The organism is Burkholderia sp. Ax-1720, assembly GCF_011753035.1.
Lineage (GTDB): Bacteria > Pseudomonadota > Gammaproteobacteria > Burkholderiales > Burkholderiaceae > Burkholderia > Burkholderia gladioli.
In genome coordinates this window covers 1-16,076 of record NZ_VWWK01000065.1, presented here as the reverse complement: position 1 = coordinate 16,076, position 16,076 = coordinate 1, and the positions used below count along the sequence as shown (strand labels likewise).

Below are 16,076 nucleotides of genomic sequence, written 5' to 3'. Positions count from 1 at the left end.
CGCGCCACGGAGCCCACACGATGCCGATCCTCGAATCGAAACTGAACCCCCGCTCGGACGAATTCCGCGCCAACCAGGCCGCGCTCGACGCGCTGGTGGCCGACCTGCGCGACAAGGTCGAGCGGCTCGCCCAGGGCGGCGGCCAGGCCGCGCGCGACAAGCACGTGGCGCGCGGCAAGCTGCTGCCGCGCGAGCGCATCGCCTTGCTGCTCGATCCGGGCACGCCGTTCCTGGAGCTCTCGCAGCTGGCCGCCTACGGCATGTACAACGACGACGCGCCCGGCGCCGGCATCATCACCGGCATCGGCCGGATCGCCGGCCGGGAATGCGTGATCGTCTGCAACGACGCCACCGTGAAGGGCGGCACCTACTACCCGGTGACCGTCAAGAAGCACGTGCGCGCCCAGGAGATCGCGGCCGAGAACCGGCTGCCCTGCGTCTACCTGGTCGATTCGGGCGGCGCGAACCTGCCGAACCAGGACGAGGTGTTTCCCGATCGCGACCATTTCGGCCGGATCTTCTACAACCAGGCCAACCTGTCGGCGGCCGGCATCGCGCAGATCGCGGTGGTGATGGGCTCCTGTACGGCCGGGGGCGCCTACGTGCCGGCCATGAGCGACGAGTCGATCATCGTCAAGGAGCAGGGCACCATCTTCCTGGGCGGCCCGCCGCTGGTGAAGGCCGCCACCGGCGAGGAAGTCAGCGCCGAGGACCTGGGCGGCGGGGACGTGCACACGCGCCTGTCCGGCGTGGCCGACCATCTCGCGCAGAACGACGCGCATGCGCTGTCGATTGCCCGCTCGATCGTCGGCAACCTCGGCGGCAGGGCGGCGACGCCCCTGGCCCTGGCCGAGCCGCTGCCGCCGCGCCACGACCCGGCCGAACTGTCGGGCGTGATCCCCAGCGACACGCGCAAGCCCTTCGACATCCGCGAGGTGATCGCGCGCATCGTCGACGATTCGGCCTTCGACGAATTCAAGGCGCGCTACGGCACCACGCTCGTGACCGGCTTCGCCAGGATCTGGGGCCACCCGGTCGGGATCGTCGCCAACAACGGCATCCTGTTCTCGGAATCGGCCGTGAAGGGCGCCCACTTCATCGAGCTGTGCTGCCAGCGCAAGATCCCGCTGGTGTTCCTGCAGAACATCACCGGCTTCATGGTCGGCCGCAAGTACGAGAACGAAGGCATCGCGCGCCACGGCGCGAAGATGGTCACGGCCGTGGCCACCGCCAAGGTCCCCAAGTTCACGGTGATCATCGGCGGCTCGTTCGGCGCCGGCAACTACGGCATGTGCGGGCGCGCCTACTCGCCGCGCTTCCTGTGGATGTGGCCGAACGCGCGCATCTCGGTGATGGGCGGCGACCAGGCCGCCTCGGTGCTGGCCACGGTGCGCCGCGACGGCATCGAGTCGCGCGGCGGCAGTTGGTCAGCCGAGGAGGAAGCGGCCTTCAAGGCGCCGATCCGCGAGCAATACGAGCAGCAGGGCCACCCGTATTACGCCAGCGCGCGCCTGTGGGACGACGGCGTGATCGAGCCGGCGCAGACCCGCGACGTGCTCGGCTTGGGCCTGGCCGCCGCCATGAACGCGCCGATCGAGGACACGCGCTTCGGCGTGTTCCGCATGTAAGGAGGCAGGGATGCGATACGAGACGATCCGGATCACCGAGCAAGCGCGCATCGCGACGGTCACGCTGGCGCGGCCCGAGGTGCGCAACGCCTTCAACGAGACCATGATCGCCGAGCTGACGGCCGCCTTCGTCGAGCTCGACGCGCAGGCGCAGGTGCGCGCCGTGGTGCTGGCCGCGGAAGGCCCGTCGTTCTGCGCCGGCGCCGACCTGAACTGGATGCGCCGGATGGCCGGCTACAGCGACGACGAGAACCGCGCCGACGCGCGGCTGCTGGCGCGCATGCTGGAGGCCGTGTATCGCTGCGGCAAGCCGGTGATCGCGCGCGTGCACGGCGACGCCTATGCCGGCGGGGTGGGCCTGGTCGCCGCCTGCGATATCGCCGTCGCAGCCGCGCCGGCGCGCTTCTGCCTGTCGGAGGCGCGGCTCGGGCTGATCCCCGCGACCATCGCGCCCTACGTGGTGCGCGCGCTCGGCGAACGCGCCTCGCGCCGCTACTTCACCACCGCCGAGGTGTTCGACAGCACGCGCGCCGCGCAACTCGGCCTGATCCACGAGGCCGTGCCGGCCGAGGCGCTCGACGCCACCATCGCGCAACTGGCCGAGACGCTGCGCAACAACGGGCCCGACGCGGTGCGCGCCTGCAAGCGGCTCGCGGCCGAGGTGGCCGGCCGCGCGCTCGACGACGCGCTGATCGAGCAGAGCGCCGACTGGATCGCGGCCACCCGCGCCGGCGCCGAGGCGCGCGAGGGCATCGCGGCCTTCCTCGACAAGCGCTCGCCGTCCTGGCGCGAGTGAGCCGACCGAGCCGCGTGCGCCAAGGCGCCTCCGAACCCGATTACCGACATCCGACCACCATGTTCGACAAGATCCTGATCGCCAATCGCGGCGAAATCGCCTGCCGCGTGGCCGCGACCTGCCGCCGGCTCGGCATCGCGAGCGTCGCCGTCTATTCGGACGCCGACGCGCGAGCCAAGCACGTCGAGGCCTGCGACCAAGCCGTGCCGATCGGCGGCGCCGCGGCCGCCGACAGCTACCTGCGCTACGAGCGCATCATCGAGGCCGCGCGCGCCACCGGCGCGCAGGCGATCCATCCCGGCTACGGCTTCCTGTCCGAGAACGAGGATTTCGCCGAGGCCTGCGCGGCCGCCGGCATCGTCTTCATCGGGCCGCCGGTCGCGGCGATCGCGGCGATGGGCTCGAAGGCCGCCGCCAAGGCGTTGATGCACGAGGCCGGCGTGCCGCTGGTGCCCGGCTATCACGGCGACGACCAGGACCCGGCGCTGCTGCATCGCGAGGCCGACGCGATCGGCTACCCGGTGCTGCTCAAGGCCAGCGCCGGCGGCGGCGGCAAGGGCATGCGGGTGGTCGAGCGCTCGGCCGATTTCCCGGCCGCGCTCGCCTCCTGCCAGCGCGAGGCCGCCAGCAGCTTCGGCAACGACCGCGTGCTGATCGAGAAATACCTGCAGCGCCCGCGCCACGTCGAGGTGCAGGTGTTCGGCGACACGCTGGGCAATATCGTCTACCTGTTCGATCGCGACTGCTCGGTGCAGCGCCGCCACCAGAAGGTGCTCGAGGAAGCCCCGGCGCCGGGCCTGTCGGACGCGCAGCGGCGCGCGATGGGCGATGCGGCGGTGGCCGCCGCGCGCGCGGTGGGCTACGTGGGCGCCGGCACGGTCGAGTTCATCGTCACCGGCGAGCAGTTCTACTTCATGGAGATGAACACGCGCCTGCAGGTCGAGCATCCGGTCACCGAGATGATCAGCGGGCTGGACCTGGTCGAGTGGCAACTGCGCGCGGCTTCGGGCGATCCGCTGCCGCTGCGCCAGGACCAATTGCGCGTCAACGGCCATGCCATCGAGGCGCGTCTCTACGCCGAGAATCCGGCGCGCGGCTTCCTGCCGTCGACGGGCACGCTGCGCCATCTGCGGCTGCCGCAAGGCGCGGAATTCACCATCGGCACCGCCGTGCGCGTCGACAGCGGCGTGCGCGAGGGCGATGCGATCACGCCGTTCTACGACCCGATGATCGCCAAGCTGATCGTGCACGGCGCCGACCGCGCCGAGGCGCTCAAGCGCGTGGCGCGCGCGCTGCGCGACTGCGAGGCGGTCGGCCTGTCGACCAACGTGGCCTTCCTGCAGCGGATCGTGGCCAGCGAGCCCTTCGCCACGGCCGATCTCGATACCGGGCTGATCGAGCGCAACCACGAGACGTTGTTCGCGGCCCGGCCGCTCGCGCCGGTGGCCGTGGCGCTGGCCTGCGCGGCGCTGCTGGCGCGCGAGGGGGCGACGGCGGCGGCAGACAAGGGCAAGGGCGGAATCGGCAGCATGACCGCGCAGGTGGCTTCGCCCTGGGGCGCGCTGGGCAACTGGCGCCTCAACGGCGACTATCGCCGCAAGCTCGACTGGCAGTTGCCCGAGCGCGACACGGCGCTGGCGGTTCGCTACGAACACGGCGCGCGCGGCGGCGCATCGCTCGCGATCGGCGAGGGCGAAGCCCTGGCGTTCAGTTGGGCAAGCGGCGCCACGCCGCTCGACCTGGTGGTGACGATCGGCGGCGAACGCGGCGCGGGCCGCGTGGTGGCGGACGGCGACAACTTCCACGTATTCGTCGACGGCACGGCCGAAAGCTTCGTCTGGGAGAACCCGCTGGCGCACGCCGGCGACGCCGAGCACGGCGGCGGCAGGCTGACCGCGCCGATGCCGGGCAAGGTGATCGCGGTGCTGGTGGAAGCCGGGCAGAAGGTCGAGGCCGGCGCGCCGCTGATCGTGATGGAGGCGATGAAGATGGAGCACACCATCGGCGCGCCCAGCGCCGGCGTGGTGGCCGAGGTGCTGTATGCCGTCGGCGACCAGGTGGCCGACGGGGCGCAGTTGATCACGCTGGAAACCGCGGCCTGATCGAGGGTCGCCGTCGCATGCAAGGAAGGCGGGACGCAGCGATGCGTCTCGCCTTTTTCGTTGCGGCGGGGCCTCAATGCCCGCGATACAGCGCGCGCAACTCGGCGGCCGAAACGGCCGGCCGCGCCCCCGATTCCGACGTGCCGCGGGTTTCGCTGCCCATGCCGTCCATGTCCTCGGCGGCCGCCACGCGTGCCTGCGCAGCCTGGAGGGCTTCGGGGTAATGGTTCTTGTCGCCGTTCGGGCTGAAGCCGGCCTTCTCGAGCTGGACCAGCTCGGCGATCACCTGGGCGCGGGTGAGGGACGAGCCCGGTTGCGCGGCGAAGGCGATGGCCGGCGCGGCGACGAGGGCGGCCAGCAGGAGGTTTGCGACAGGGTTCTTCATGATCCGGATTCCTGAGTAAGAAGACGATGGATTGCCTGGTGAGGTGATGCCTGGCGCCGCGCTCAGCGCAGCGAACGGAAGCTCGTGCGCAGTTCGCCGGCCAGCGCCAGCGGCTGCTCCCAGGCCGCGAAATGGCCGCCCTTGGGCATGCGCTGGTAATGGATCAGCTTCGGATAGGCCTGCTCGGCCCAACTGCGCGGCGCCGCGTAGATCTCGTCCGGGAACACGCTGACGGCCACCGGAATCGCGACATGCTTGGGCTCGAAGAAATTGAGCTTGTTCTCCCAGTAGAGCCGCGCCGAGGACACGCCGGTGCGCGTCAGCCAGTACAGCGTGATGTTGTCGAGGATGTCGTCCTGCGTCAGGCCCTCCTGCGCGCCCTGGAACACGCGCGCGATCAGCGCCTGGCTGGCCGCGTCGTGGTCGAGGATCCAGGCCGCCAGCCCGATCGGCGAATCCTCGATGCCGTACAGCGTCTGCGGGCGATTGGCCATTTCCTGCGCATAACCGAGCCCGTGCCGGTAGAAGCTATCGAGCTGTTCATAGGCATGCCGTTCCTCGGCCGACAAGCCCGCCGGCGCCGGCTTGCCGTCCTTGAGCGCCTGGGCGATCCCGTCCGGCACGGTGGCGGGCATGTTGGTATGGATGCCGAGCAGCCCCGGCGGCGCGATCAGGGCCATCTGCTCGGTCACGGCATTGCCCCAGTCGCCGCCTTGCGCCACGTAGCGCGTGTAGCCGAGCCGCTGCATCAGCACCACCCAGGCGCGCGCGATCCGCACCGGGTCCCAGCCCGTCGCGCTCGGCTTGCCCGAGAAGCCGTAGCCGGGCAGCGAGGGGATCACCAGGTCGAAGGCGTCGTCGGCGCTGCCGCCGTGGGCGGTCGGATCGGTCAGCGGGCCGATGATCTTCAACTGCTCGATGATCGAGCCGGGCCAGCCATGCGTGACGATCATCGGCAGCGCGCCGCGATGCTTCGAGCGCACATGGATGAAGTGGATGTCCAGGCCGTCGATCTCGGTCACGAATTGCGGCAGCGCGTTCAGGCGCGCCTCCATGCGGCGCCAGTCGTAACCGCCGGCCCAGCGCTTCGCGAGCGCCTGCATGGTGGCGAGCTGCACGCCCTGCGAGGCGTCGTCGACGGTCTCGCGCTCGGGCCACTGGGTGTCGCGCACGCGGCGGCGCAGCTCGGTGAGCCGGGCTTCGGGGACGTGGATGCGCAGCGGGCGGATCGCTTCGGGCTTGCCGCCCGCGGCCGGTGCCGCGTCGGCGATCGAGGCGGCGGCCGGATCGGCATCGGCGAAGGCCAGCCGGCTCAGCGAACCGGCGGCGAGCGTGGCGGCGGCGACGCCGATGAAACGGCGGCGGGCAGGGATCGAATGGTCTTGCGGCATGGCGGGCTCCTGTCGTGCCGGCGGAGGGCCGGTCGGTGGTGAGGCGGTAACGAGGCTGGCGCGGCGGCGGGTGCCGGCACGCATCGATGCAGGGATTCGAATGCGCCGGCGACCTGGCCTTGCCTGCGTCGCCGATTTGAATCGCATGCGATGTGATCGAGTGCGTCGCATTCTAATCAAATGGCTCGCCATGTCAAGCGGTCGCGACTGAATCGCATGCGATATTTATCGCGATGATTTCGACTGAGGATTGGCGGTGGATTCGCCCGGTTCCAGGGCCGGCCGCCGCCGGGCAGGGCGGTGGAACGTATCGAGCCGCCTTGCGCGGCACGAGCCGATGCGGGCGGGACAGCGCCGACCGGCCAATCGCGCGCAAAAATGTGGCGCCCCGGCCTCACCGGGCCCGGCCGGCGGTCGGAAGCGGGGCGCCGCTGCGCTATGATCACGCCTTTTGATCGCGCCGCCCGGCGCGAGCGCTTTTCCGACTTCCCGATGAAACGACGACTGTCCGCGGCTGCGCTGCGCCCATTCCCGCGTCCGCGCGCATTGCAACGGCAACTGGGCCTCGGCCTGACCGTGATGGCCGCGCATGCCGCCGCCGCGCCCGCCGACACGCCCGTGCCGGCACCGGTTCCGGCTTCCGAGGCGCGCGCCGGCAAGGACGCCGACCCGGCCGTGCGCGTGCTGCCGACGGTCGACGTTTCCGGCTCGGCCAATGCCGGCTGGCGGGCCCGCAGCGCCTCGGTGACGGGCCGCGACGACGCCTCGATCCTCGATACGCCGGCCTCGGTCACGGTGGTGAGCGCCGCGCGGATCGCCGACCAGCAGGCCAGGACGCTGGCCGACGTGCTGCGCAACGACGCCTCGATCAATGCCGACTACACGCCGGTCGGCTATTACGGCAACTTCACGATCCGCGGCTTCCCGCTCGATCCGGCCAGCGCGATCCGGCTGGACGGCCTGACGCTGTCGGGCGAGCAGAACGTGGCGCTCGAGAACAAGGAGCGCGTCGAGATCCTGAAGGGGCTGGCCGCGATCGACAGCGGCGTGCTTTCGCCGGGCGGCATCGTCAACTTCGTCAGCAAGCGCCCGGAGAACGTCTCGAGCGTGACGGCCGGCGTCGACAGCCGCGGCTCGACCTCGGCCGCGGTGGACCTGGGGCGCCGCTTCGGCCCCGACAAGCAATTCGGCTTCCGTATCAACGCGGCGAAGGAGAACCTCCATTCCTACGTCGACGACGCCAACGGCCGCCGCTCCTTCGCCTCGCTCGCGGCCGACTGGAACATCACGCCGCGCGCCAGCCTGCAGGTGAACGCCGAGTTCCAGCAGTGGATCCAGCGCTCCGTGTCGGGCTACCAGTTGCTGGGCGGCACGGTGGTGCCGCCCGCCGCCTCCGCCTCCAAGCTGCTCGGCGTGCAGCCCTGGGCCAAGCCGGTCACCACCGACGCGCTCAACCTCAACGCGCGCTTCGACTACGCCTTCAACGACGACTGGCGCGCCTACGTCACCGGCGGTCGCAGCCGCACCATGATCGACGACAACGTGGCCTTCGCCTATGGCTGCGCCTACGTGCCGAGCTGCGGTGCCGGCGGCACCTCGCCGTTCTTCTTCGCCTCGAACGGCGATTTCGACGTCTACGACTATCGCAGCCCCGGCGAATACCGCCGCAACGACGAGGTGCGCGCGGCGCTGGCCGGCAAGTTCAGCACCGGCGTGTTGCGCCACGACGTGCTGTTCGGCGTGGGCGCGCTGCACCGCGTGGTGCGCCTGTCGACCTCGGTCTACGACTATGTCGGCAGCGAAAACATCTACGGCCCGGACCTGAGCTTCGATCCCTCGCCGAACAGCGCGAGCCAGTCGTATCCGCAGCTCGACGCCTGGCAGGTCTCGCTGTTCGCCTCCGACAAGATCAGCCTGGGCGACCACTGGCAGGTGCTGGCGGGCGGCCGGCAGGTGCTGCTGCGCCAGCGCGCCTGGACCAGCCAGGACGGCGAGCCGACCCACACCGACCGCAGCAAGTTCCTGCCGCAACTGGCCCTGGTCTACAAGCCGGTGGCGCCGCTGAGCTTCTACGGCTCCTACAGCAAGGACCTGTCGCTGGGCGACCAGGCGCCGGTGCGCGCCAGCAACGCCTACGCCTTCCTGCCGCCGCTCGAATCGACCGCTTATGAAGTGGGCGCGAAATACGACTGGGCCAACCGCCTGACGCTGACGGCCGCCGCCTTCACCATCAGCAAGCCCTTCGAGTTCGCCCAGCCCGATTCGACGGACGCCGGCTACACCTTCGTGCAGCGCGGCCGCGAGCGCCACGACGGCATCGAGCTCGGCGCCTCGGGCCGCCTGACCGAGCGGCTGTCGCTGAACGCCACGCTCGCGGCGATCCGCGCCCGCGCGTACGATTCCGGAACGCCCGCCTACGAAGGCCACCAAGTGATCAACGTGCCGGCGCTGCGCGCCACCCTGAACGCCGATTACGCGGTGCCGGGGCTGCCCGGTTTCGACCTGCTCGGCGGCCTCGAGTACAGCGCCAGCCGCACCGCCAACGAGGAGGGCAGCGCGCGCGTGCCGGGCTGGATCGTGGTGAACGCCGGCGCGCGCTACAGCACCAAGCTCGGCGGCCACCGCGTCACCGCGCGGCTGTGGGTCGACAACCTGTTCAACCGCTATTACTGGCGCGATGCCGGCGAACTGCAGGGCGACGCCTACCTGTTCATCGGCGCGCCGCGCACGGCACGCTTCTCGGTCACCTACGATTTCTGACCCGGCACGGAGCCCCGGCCTTATGTCACCTCTCGAAATAGCCGGCGTGGTGGTCAGCGCGCTCGCGATCTGGCTGACCGCGCGGCGCCATCTGCTGTGCTGGCCGGTCGGGCTCGCCTCGGTCGCCTTGTACGCCTGGATCTTCCTCGACGCCAAGCTCTATTCGGACATGCTGCTGCAGGGCGCCTTCGCGGCGCTGCAACTGTATGGCTGGTATCGCTGGCTGGCGCAGCGGCGGCTCGACGCCGGCCGCGTGGCGGGCGCCGATGCCGCGCACGTGGTGCCGGAGCGCGGCGTCGGCTGGCGCCGCGTGGCGCCCGACCTGCTCGCGGCGGTGCTGCTGAGCGCCTTGCTGGGCGGCGCGATGGCGCGCTGGACCGATGCCTCGCTGCCCTATGTCGATGCCACGCTGACCGCCTTCAGCCTGGTCGCGCAGTACTGGACGGCGCGCCGCTACATCGCCTCGTGGCAGCTGTGGTGCGTGGTCGACGTGATCTACGTGGGCATGTTCGTCTACAAGGCGCTGTACCTGACGGCCGGCCTGTATGCGCTGTTCGTGGTGCTGGCCGCGATCGGCTGGCGCGACTGGGCGCGTGCGCTGGCGCGCGCCGAGGCCGAGGCCGAGGCGGCAATCGCGCCGCGTCTCGACGCCGGCGGGCGCGCATGAACGCGATGCCGTCAGCCGGGGCCGCGCGATGAGCGCCGATTCCCGTTCCCGATCCGGGCCGCCGACGCAGCCAGGCCCGCTGCCCGCGCCGCCCGCGCCGCTTGCCGGCGCCGAGCCGGGCGATGCGAGCGCGCCGCCGCAGTTCACCGTCGACGGCGAGAGCACCGAGCGCGACTGGCCGCTGATCACGCGCGACGAGGTGGCCGCGCTGCTGGCCGCTTATCCGCGCCTCGGGCCGGTGGCGAGGCTCGCCTGGCACAGCCCGCGGCCGTTCTCGGCCGCCGTGCTGGCCGGCATGGCCGACGGCGGCGAGGTGTTCGTCAAGCGCCATCACGCCAGCATTCGCGACGTGGCCGGGCTCGAGGAGGAGCATCGCTTCATCGCCCACCTGCGCGGGCAGGGGCTGCCGGTGGCCGAGGTGCTGGCCGACGCGGCGGGCAGCACGGCGACGCGGCGTGGCGACTGGACCTACGAGGTGCATGCGGCCTCGCCGGGCGTGGATGTCTATCGCGGCGTGATGTCGTGGAAACCGTTCCTGCATGCCTCGCACGCGGCGGCCGCCGGGCGCATGCTGGCCACCCTGCATCGCGCCTCGGCCGGCTTCGACGCGCCGGCGCGCCAGCCCAAGCCGCTGCTGTCGAGCTTCCGGGTGCTGGGCGAGCCCGACCTGGGCGCCGCGCTCGACGCCTGGGTGGCCGCCCAGCCGCGCCTGGCGCGCGCCCTGGACGGGCGCGACTGGCACGGCGACGTGCTGCGCGAGATCGGCCCCTTCCATCGCGAGCTGGTGCCCTTGCTCGATACGCTGGCGCCGCTCTGGACCCATGGCGACTGGCATGCCTCGAACCTGCTGTGGAGCGGCGAGGGCGCCGAGGCGACGGTGGCCACCGTGCTCGACTTCGGCCTTGCCGACCGCACTTGCGCGGTGCTCGACATCGCCACCGCGATCGAGCGCAACCTGGTCGACTGGCTCGCGCCCGAGGCGACGCGTCGCGTCGAATACGAGCATCTGCATGCCTTGCTGGACGGCTACGAATCGGTGCTGCCGCTCTCGGATACGGCCTATCGCGCGCTGGCGGCGCTGCTGCCGATCGTCCATACCGAGTTCGCGCTGTCCGAGGTCGAGTACTTCAACGGCATCCTCGCCTCGCCGGCCGGCACCGAAGCCGCCTACGACACCTACCTGATCGGCCATGCGCGCTGGTTCGCCGGGCCGCAAGGGCAGCGCCTGCTGGGCGTGCTGCGCTCGCGGCGGCCGCGAGGCTGAAGGCAGGCCGGAGTCGGCCAGCGTCCAAACCCGAGCCAGCCGGCCGGGTTCGCGCCGCTAGCGCGCCGCTCCGGCATCTCCCAGGCGTTCCACCACCAGTTCCACGAAGCGGCTCAGGCGCGGCTGGCGCCGCATGTCGCGGTGATAACCGAGCCAGGTCTCGCGGCTGGGCGGCGCCTCGCCGAGATCGAGCCGCACGAGGCCCGGCGTGGCCTCGCCGAGGGGCATCGGCAGCACCGCCAGGCCCACGCCCAGCGCGCAGAGCCGCGCCTGCGTCTCGCGGCTGTTGCTGCGCGCGGCCACCGCCGCCTCGGGCAGGCGCCGCTGGATCCAGCCCACGTCGGGCATCGCGCCGAACGCGGTATCCATCAGCACCAGCCGGCAGCCGCGACCGCGCGCGGGCAGCTCGGCCGGCGCCCCGGCCGCGGCGTAGACGGCATAGGCGGTGCTCAGCAGGCGGCGGCTCACCACGTCGGGCTCGACGAAGGGCGCGATCCGCATCACGCAGTCGGCCTCGCGATGCGGCAGGCTGTAGAGCCGCGGATCGGCCAGCAGTTCGACCGTCACGCCCGGGTGCCGCGCCGCGTATTCGGCGATCACCGGCGCGAGACGCAGCGAGCCGAACCAGTCGGAACAGGAGACGCGCAACAGGCCCGAGAGCCGAGTCTCCGCGCCCGACAACTCACGCAGCGCCGCCAGCGCCTCGACCTCCATGCGCTCCGCATGCACCAGCAGCGCCTGGCCCTCGTCGGTCGGAATGAAGCCCTGCTGGGTGCGCTGGAACAGCCGCTGGCCGAGCTGCTGCTCGAGCGCCTTGAGCCGGCGGCCCATGGTCGGCTGGGTCTGCCCGAGCCGGCGCGCGGCGGCGCCCAGGCTGCCCTCGCGGGCAATCGCGAGGAATACGCGCACGTCGCTCCAGTCGATTTCTCCCATCGCCTTCCATCCATTCATTTATGCATGAGCAAGATGCGATCTTAGCGAGTTCTCATGCGGAATTGTTGTCGATAGAGTGGCGTCCAGATACCGAACCTGCCCAGGAGAACGACGATGAACCCCAATCCCAAGACCATGCGCGCCTGGATCGTGGACGCGCCCGACGCGCCGTTTCGCGAGATCGAGCTGCCGATTCCCGAGCCGCGCGCCGGCGAGGTGCTGGTACGGGTCGAGGCGAGCGGCGTCAATCCGCTCGACACCAAGATCCGCGCCGGCAGCGCCGCCCATGCGCGCCATCCCTTGCCGGCCGTGCTCGGCATCGACCTGGCCGGCAGCGTCGAGCGCGTCGGCGAGGGCGTGAGCGGCTTCGCGCCCGGCGACGCGGTCTGGGGCGCGGCCGGCGGCGTGGGCGGGATCGGCGGCAGCATGGCGCAGTGGGTGGCCGTCGACGCGCGGCTGCTGGCGCGCCAGCCGGCGGGCCTGTCGATGCGCGAGGCGGCCGCGCTGCCGCTGGCCGCGATCACCGCCTGGGAAGGGCTGGTGGACAACGCTCGGGTGCGGGCCGGCGAGAGCGTGCTGGTGATCGGCGCGGCCGGCGGCGTCGGGCATGTGGCGACGCAACTGGCGCTGGCGCGCGGCGCCCGGGTGTTCGGGGTCGCGAGCGAGCGCGATGCCGGCTACCTGCGCTCGCTGGGCGCGCACTTCGTCGACCGGGCCGCCGCGGTCGCAACCTGGGTGGACGAGCACACCGGCGGACGCGGTTTCGACGTGGTCTACGACAGCGTCGGCGCGCTCGACGCCGCCTTCCAGGCGGTGCGGCCGTTCGGCCGCGTGACCAGCGCGCTCGGCTGGGGGACCGTGTCGCTCGCGCCGCTGTCGTTCCGCTCGGCGCAGTACGCGGGCGTATTCACGCTGCGGCCGCTGCTGACGGGGCAGGGCCGCGAGGCGCATGGCCGGATCTTGGTGGAGACGGCGGCGCTGGTCGAGGCGGGGCGACTCGCGCCGCGCCTCGAAGCGCGCCGCTTCGCGATCGACCAGGCCGATGCCGCTCACGCGCTGGTGCGCGAGGGCCAGGCGCGCGGCAAGGTGGTGCTGGAGCTCGGCTGAGCCGCCGCCCGCCTTGTAACGCGCGGTAAGACAGGGCGCTGCATCGATCCGGAATAAAGCCCTGCCGCCATCGTCTTCCCATCGCCACGGGAGCGCGTCTGCCGTGGCGAGCCGTGCTTGCGGCGATTGTGCCGGCAAGCACCGACAAACCAGATGTCCGGCGCGGTATTCGCTGTGTTTTTTTAAATAAAAATCGAAACGATTCCTATTCGTGATCTAGAGCGGGAATCGAGCCGCCGGCGATGCCGGACGGCGCAGCAGGCCGCGCGGGACGGACAAACCGGAGAATCAAGGTGGGGAACAAGGTCGCGATGCGAAAACTACGGAAACGAATGGGGCGCATGGGGTTGGGCCTGGGGGGCTCGCTGATGGCGCTGTCGCTGGCCCAGCCGGCCGCCGCGCAGCAGGCGCCCGGCGCGAGCGCGGCCGGCTCGGCCGGCGCGGGCGCCGACGCGCTGGCGCTGCCCGCCGTGCAGGTGCATGGCAAGCAGGACGGCGCGCCCGGCGACGACAACGTCAACGACCCGAGCCAGGTGATCAGCGTCGGCAAGACCGGCACGGCGCTCAAGGACCTGCCGGCCAACGTGCAGGTGATCCCGCGCGCGCTGCTGGCCGAGCAGGGCGCCACCATGCTGCGCGACAGCCTCTACAACGCCAGCGGCGTGAACGTGGGCGGCCAGGACACCAAGGGCTACTACGACCATTTCCTGATCCGCGGCCTGAACGCGCAGATCTACAACGACGGCTTCTCCGACGGCGACCTGCTGGGCGGCATCTCGCACTCGCTGAACGGCGTGGAGCGCATCGAGGTGCTGGAGGGCCCGGGTTCGGCGCTGCTCGGCAGCGGCCCGCCGGGCGGCTCGATCAACATCGTCCACTACACGCCCTCGGACCAGCTCCACTACGGCGGCAGCATCCAGGCCGGCTCCTACGGGATGATCAGCGGCAGCGGCTACGTCACCGGCCCGACCGGCATCTCCGGGCTCGACTACCGCGTCGACGCCACCGTCTCGCATGCCGACGGCTTCCGCTCGCTCTACAGCCGCGACGAGGAAATCCGCCCAGAGCTGCAGTGGAAGACCGATCACCACACCATCAACTTCTCGCTCGACGCGCGCGACATCCGCGAGACGCCCGATTCCTACGGGCTGATCTACGCCAACGGCTCGCCGATCTCGAACGTCTCGATCAACGCCAAGTACTCGACGCCGTTCGCCTTCGCGCGCGGCAACTACGTGCGCCCGACCCTGACCGACGCCTGGCGCATCAACGACATCCTGACCATCAACAACCGCTTCTCCTACCTGCACCGCAGCCTCGACGTGCTCGGCAACGGCGACAGCACCAGCACCAAGATCAGCAACGGCCAGGTGGTGGGCCGCCAGTTGCGCCAGCAGGACGATTCGGACAACAGCCTCGACTACCAGTTCGAGCCGGTCTGGCGCTTCGCCACCGGCGGCGTCAAGCACACCCTGCTGACCGGCTTCGAGTACCAGCACCAGATCATCGATACCGAGCGCAGCACGGCCGACCTGCCGAACATCGCCAACGCCTTCGCGCCGGTGCCGCCGGAAACCTCGCTGGCCGGGCTGAACTTCCTGTGCGACGCCAAGCATTCCTGCGACAACGACCACCTGGTGGCGAACTACACCAGCGTCTACGCGACCGACCAGGTCGACCTCAGCGACCGCCTCAAGCTGCGCGCCGGCGTGCGCAAGGACTGGTGGGACACCTCGCTGACGCCGAACATCTCGGTGCCGGGCCGCTTCGACACGCAGGGCGATCCGCTGCTGGCCGGCGTCACCGATTCGCGCCACGACGCGCCCACCAGCTGGAACATCGGCGTGCTCTACAAGGCGCTGCCCTGGATGTCGCCCTATGCCGGCGTGTCGCGCAGCCACTTCGCGAACTTCAACTCGGAGAACACGCAGAACGGCATCGGCGCGCCCGAATCCGCGCTGCAATACGAGCTGGGCGTGAAGTTCTCCTTCCTCGACGACCGCTACGTGCTCAACACGGCGCTGTTCGACGTGAAGCGCGATAACGTGGCCGCGCTGACCACCATCAACGGCGAGGAAAGCGTGGTGTTCGACAGCCAGCGCACCAAGGGCGCGGAAGCCTCGCTCGACGCGAGCCTGACGCCGCGCTGGCACCTGATCGCCAACTTCACGGCGCAGGACGCGAAGATCACCGACAACCCGCAGGGCATCGCCTCGGTCGGCAACCGTCCGCAGGGCGCGCCGGCCTACCTGGCGAACCTCTGGACCAGCTACGACTTCTCGATCGCGGGCGTGCCGGGCTTCCACGTGGGCGCGGGCGTGAACTACGTCGGCAAGAGCTACAGCGACATCACCAATGCCAATTCGATCCCGTCCTACGTGATCGCCAATGCGGCCTTCGGTTATGACACGCGTCGCTGGGGCGTCGACCTGAACGTGCACAACCTGACCGACCGCCGCTACTTCATCGCGGCGAACGCGGCCGGGGCCTATGTGGGCGAGTCGCTGAGCGCGTTCGTGAACCTGCACGCAAGCTTCTGAGACGCCCGGGCGTCGCGGAACGGCGCTGGCGTGTGTGGCGTATGTGGCGTGTGATGCGGCCGGGCGGCGAAAACAAGCCGCTCGGCCGCCCGGCCGCTTGCCGTTTGGCTAGGGTCGGGCCGGATCGGCGTCCAGCGTCACGAGGCTCGACTGCTGGGCGGCCGGCAGCCAGAAGGCCAGCCGCGCGCGGAGTTCCGCCTCGCTGCCGCCGGTGCGGCGCGCCGCGGCGCGGGCGCAATCGGCCAGCGAGGCCGGCCCGTTTGCGGCTCGGCGCAGCGCGTGGTACTGCCAGTCGGCCAGCCGCTCCATCGACACGCGAAACCGGTGGCGACGGATCGCGACGCGGTCGATCTCGAACTCGGGCGCCTCCGCCGGGCGTTCGCCCCGCAGCCAGGGGCGCAGGCTGTCGGCGCGATGCCGCAGCGCGATCAGCCGCGTGGTGGCGGGCAGGGCGAGCTGCCAGCCCGCGCCGGCCAGCAGCGAGAGCGGCTCGGCCGGCGCGG

General features: G+C 71.1%; 11 protein-coding genes and 1 pseudogene. 8 read left to right on the top strand and 4 right to left on the bottom strand.

Features of this window, described 5'->3' with window-relative positions; translation table 11 throughout:
* Positions 1-20: 20 nt before the first annotated feature.
* From F3J18_RS19375 to F3J18_RS19365, 3 genes are read left to right on the top strand one after another with little or no spacing between them, the layout of a single operon-like run.
* Positions 21-1,628 (top strand): carboxyl transferase domain-containing protein, encoded by a 1,608-nt coding sequence (locus F3J18_RS19375; RefSeq protein WP_166913678.1) that lies wholly within the window; start codon positions 21-23, stop codon positions 1,626-1,628.
* Between the two features lie 10 nt (positions 1,629-1,638).
* A complete protein-coding gene (locus F3J18_RS19370; protein ID WP_166913677.1) occupies positions 1,639-2,424 on the top strand; it encodes an enoyl-CoA hydratase/isomerase family protein in 786 nt (261 codons plus the stop codon).
* A gap of 59 nt (positions 2,425-2,483) precedes the next feature.
* Positions 2,484-4,526 carry an acetyl/propionyl/methylcrotonyl-CoA carboxylase subunit alpha gene (locus F3J18_RS19365; RefSeq protein WP_166913676.1) on the top strand — a complete coding sequence of 681 codons (2,043 nt, stop codon included), beginning with the start codon at positions 2,484-2,486 and terminating at the stop codon, positions 4,524-4,526.
* A gap of 73 nt (positions 4,527-4,599) precedes the next feature.
* Here the strand turns inward: F3J18_RS19365 and F3J18_RS19360 are convergent, their stop codons facing one another.
* Both F3J18_RS19360 and F3J18_RS19355 read right to left on the bottom strand, forming a co-directional pair.
* Entirely contained in the window at positions 4,600-4,911 is a 312-nt protein-coding gene (locus F3J18_RS19360) for a DUF4148 domain-containing protein (RefSeq protein ID WP_096751148.1), read from the bottom strand.
* Between the two features lie 62 nt (positions 4,912-4,973).
* Positions 4,974-6,302 (bottom strand): epoxide hydrolase, encoded by a 1,329-nt coding sequence (locus tag F3J18_RS19355; RefSeq protein WP_166913675.1) that lies wholly within the window; start codon positions 6,300-6,302, stop codon positions 4,974-4,976.
* Between the two features lie 579 nt (positions 6,303-6,881).
* On the opposite strand from F3J18_RS19355, the gene F3J18_RS19350 reads away from it, so the two are divergent.
* Genes F3J18_RS19350 through F3J18_RS19340 form a run of 3 tightly spaced genes read left to right on the top strand, consistent with a single transcriptional unit; the run spans position 6,882 to position 10,993 of the window.
* Positions 6,882-9,062 carry a TonB-dependent siderophore receptor gene (locus F3J18_RS19350; RefSeq protein ID WP_240154784.1) on the top strand — a complete coding sequence of 727 codons (2,181 nt, stop codon included), beginning with the start codon at positions 6,882-6,884 and terminating at the stop codon, positions 9,060-9,062.
* 22 nt (positions 9,063-9,084) lie between these two features.
* Entirely contained in the window at positions 9,085-9,729 is a 645-nt protein-coding gene (gene pnuC, locus F3J18_RS19345; protein ID WP_166913673.1) for a nicotinamide riboside transporter PnuC, read from the top strand.
* Positions 9,730-9,757: 28 nt separating this feature from the next.
* Positions 9,758-10,993, top strand: a complete 1,236-nt coding sequence (locus F3J18_RS19340) for a phosphotransferase (protein ID WP_240156412.1) — start codon at positions 9,758-9,760, stop codon at positions 10,991-10,993.
* Positions 10,994-11,050: 57 nt separating this feature from the next.
* On the opposite strand, the gene F3J18_RS19335 is transcribed toward F3J18_RS19340, so the two are convergent.
* Positions 11,051-11,926, bottom strand: a complete 876-nt coding sequence (locus F3J18_RS19335; protein ID WP_205195491.1) for a LysR family transcriptional regulator — start codon at positions 11,924-11,926, stop codon at positions 11,051-11,053.
* A 114-nt stretch (positions 11,927-12,040) separates the two neighbouring features.
* Here F3J18_RS19335 and F3J18_RS19330 point away from each other — a divergent pair, with 114 nt between their 5' ends.
* Both F3J18_RS19330 and F3J18_RS19325 read left to right on the top strand, forming a co-directional pair.
* Positions 12,041-13,033 carry a zinc-dependent alcohol dehydrogenase family protein gene (locus F3J18_RS19330; protein ID WP_166913672.1) on the top strand — a complete coding sequence of 331 codons (993 nt, stop codon included), beginning with the start codon at positions 12,041-12,043 and terminating at the stop codon, positions 13,031-13,033.
* A 341-nt stretch (positions 13,034-13,374) separates the two neighbouring features.
* Positions 13,375-15,573 (top strand): TonB-dependent receptor, encoded by a 2,199-nt coding sequence (locus tag F3J18_RS19325; protein WP_240155644.1) that lies wholly within the window; start codon positions 13,375-13,377, stop codon positions 15,571-15,573.
* A 108-nt stretch (positions 15,574-15,681) separates the two neighbouring features.
* On the opposite strand, the pseudogene F3J18_RS19320 reads toward F3J18_RS19325, so the two are convergent.
* Positions 15,682-16,076 (bottom strand): annotated as a pseudogene (locus F3J18_RS19320) (DUF2063 domain-containing protein); the annotation flags it as partial.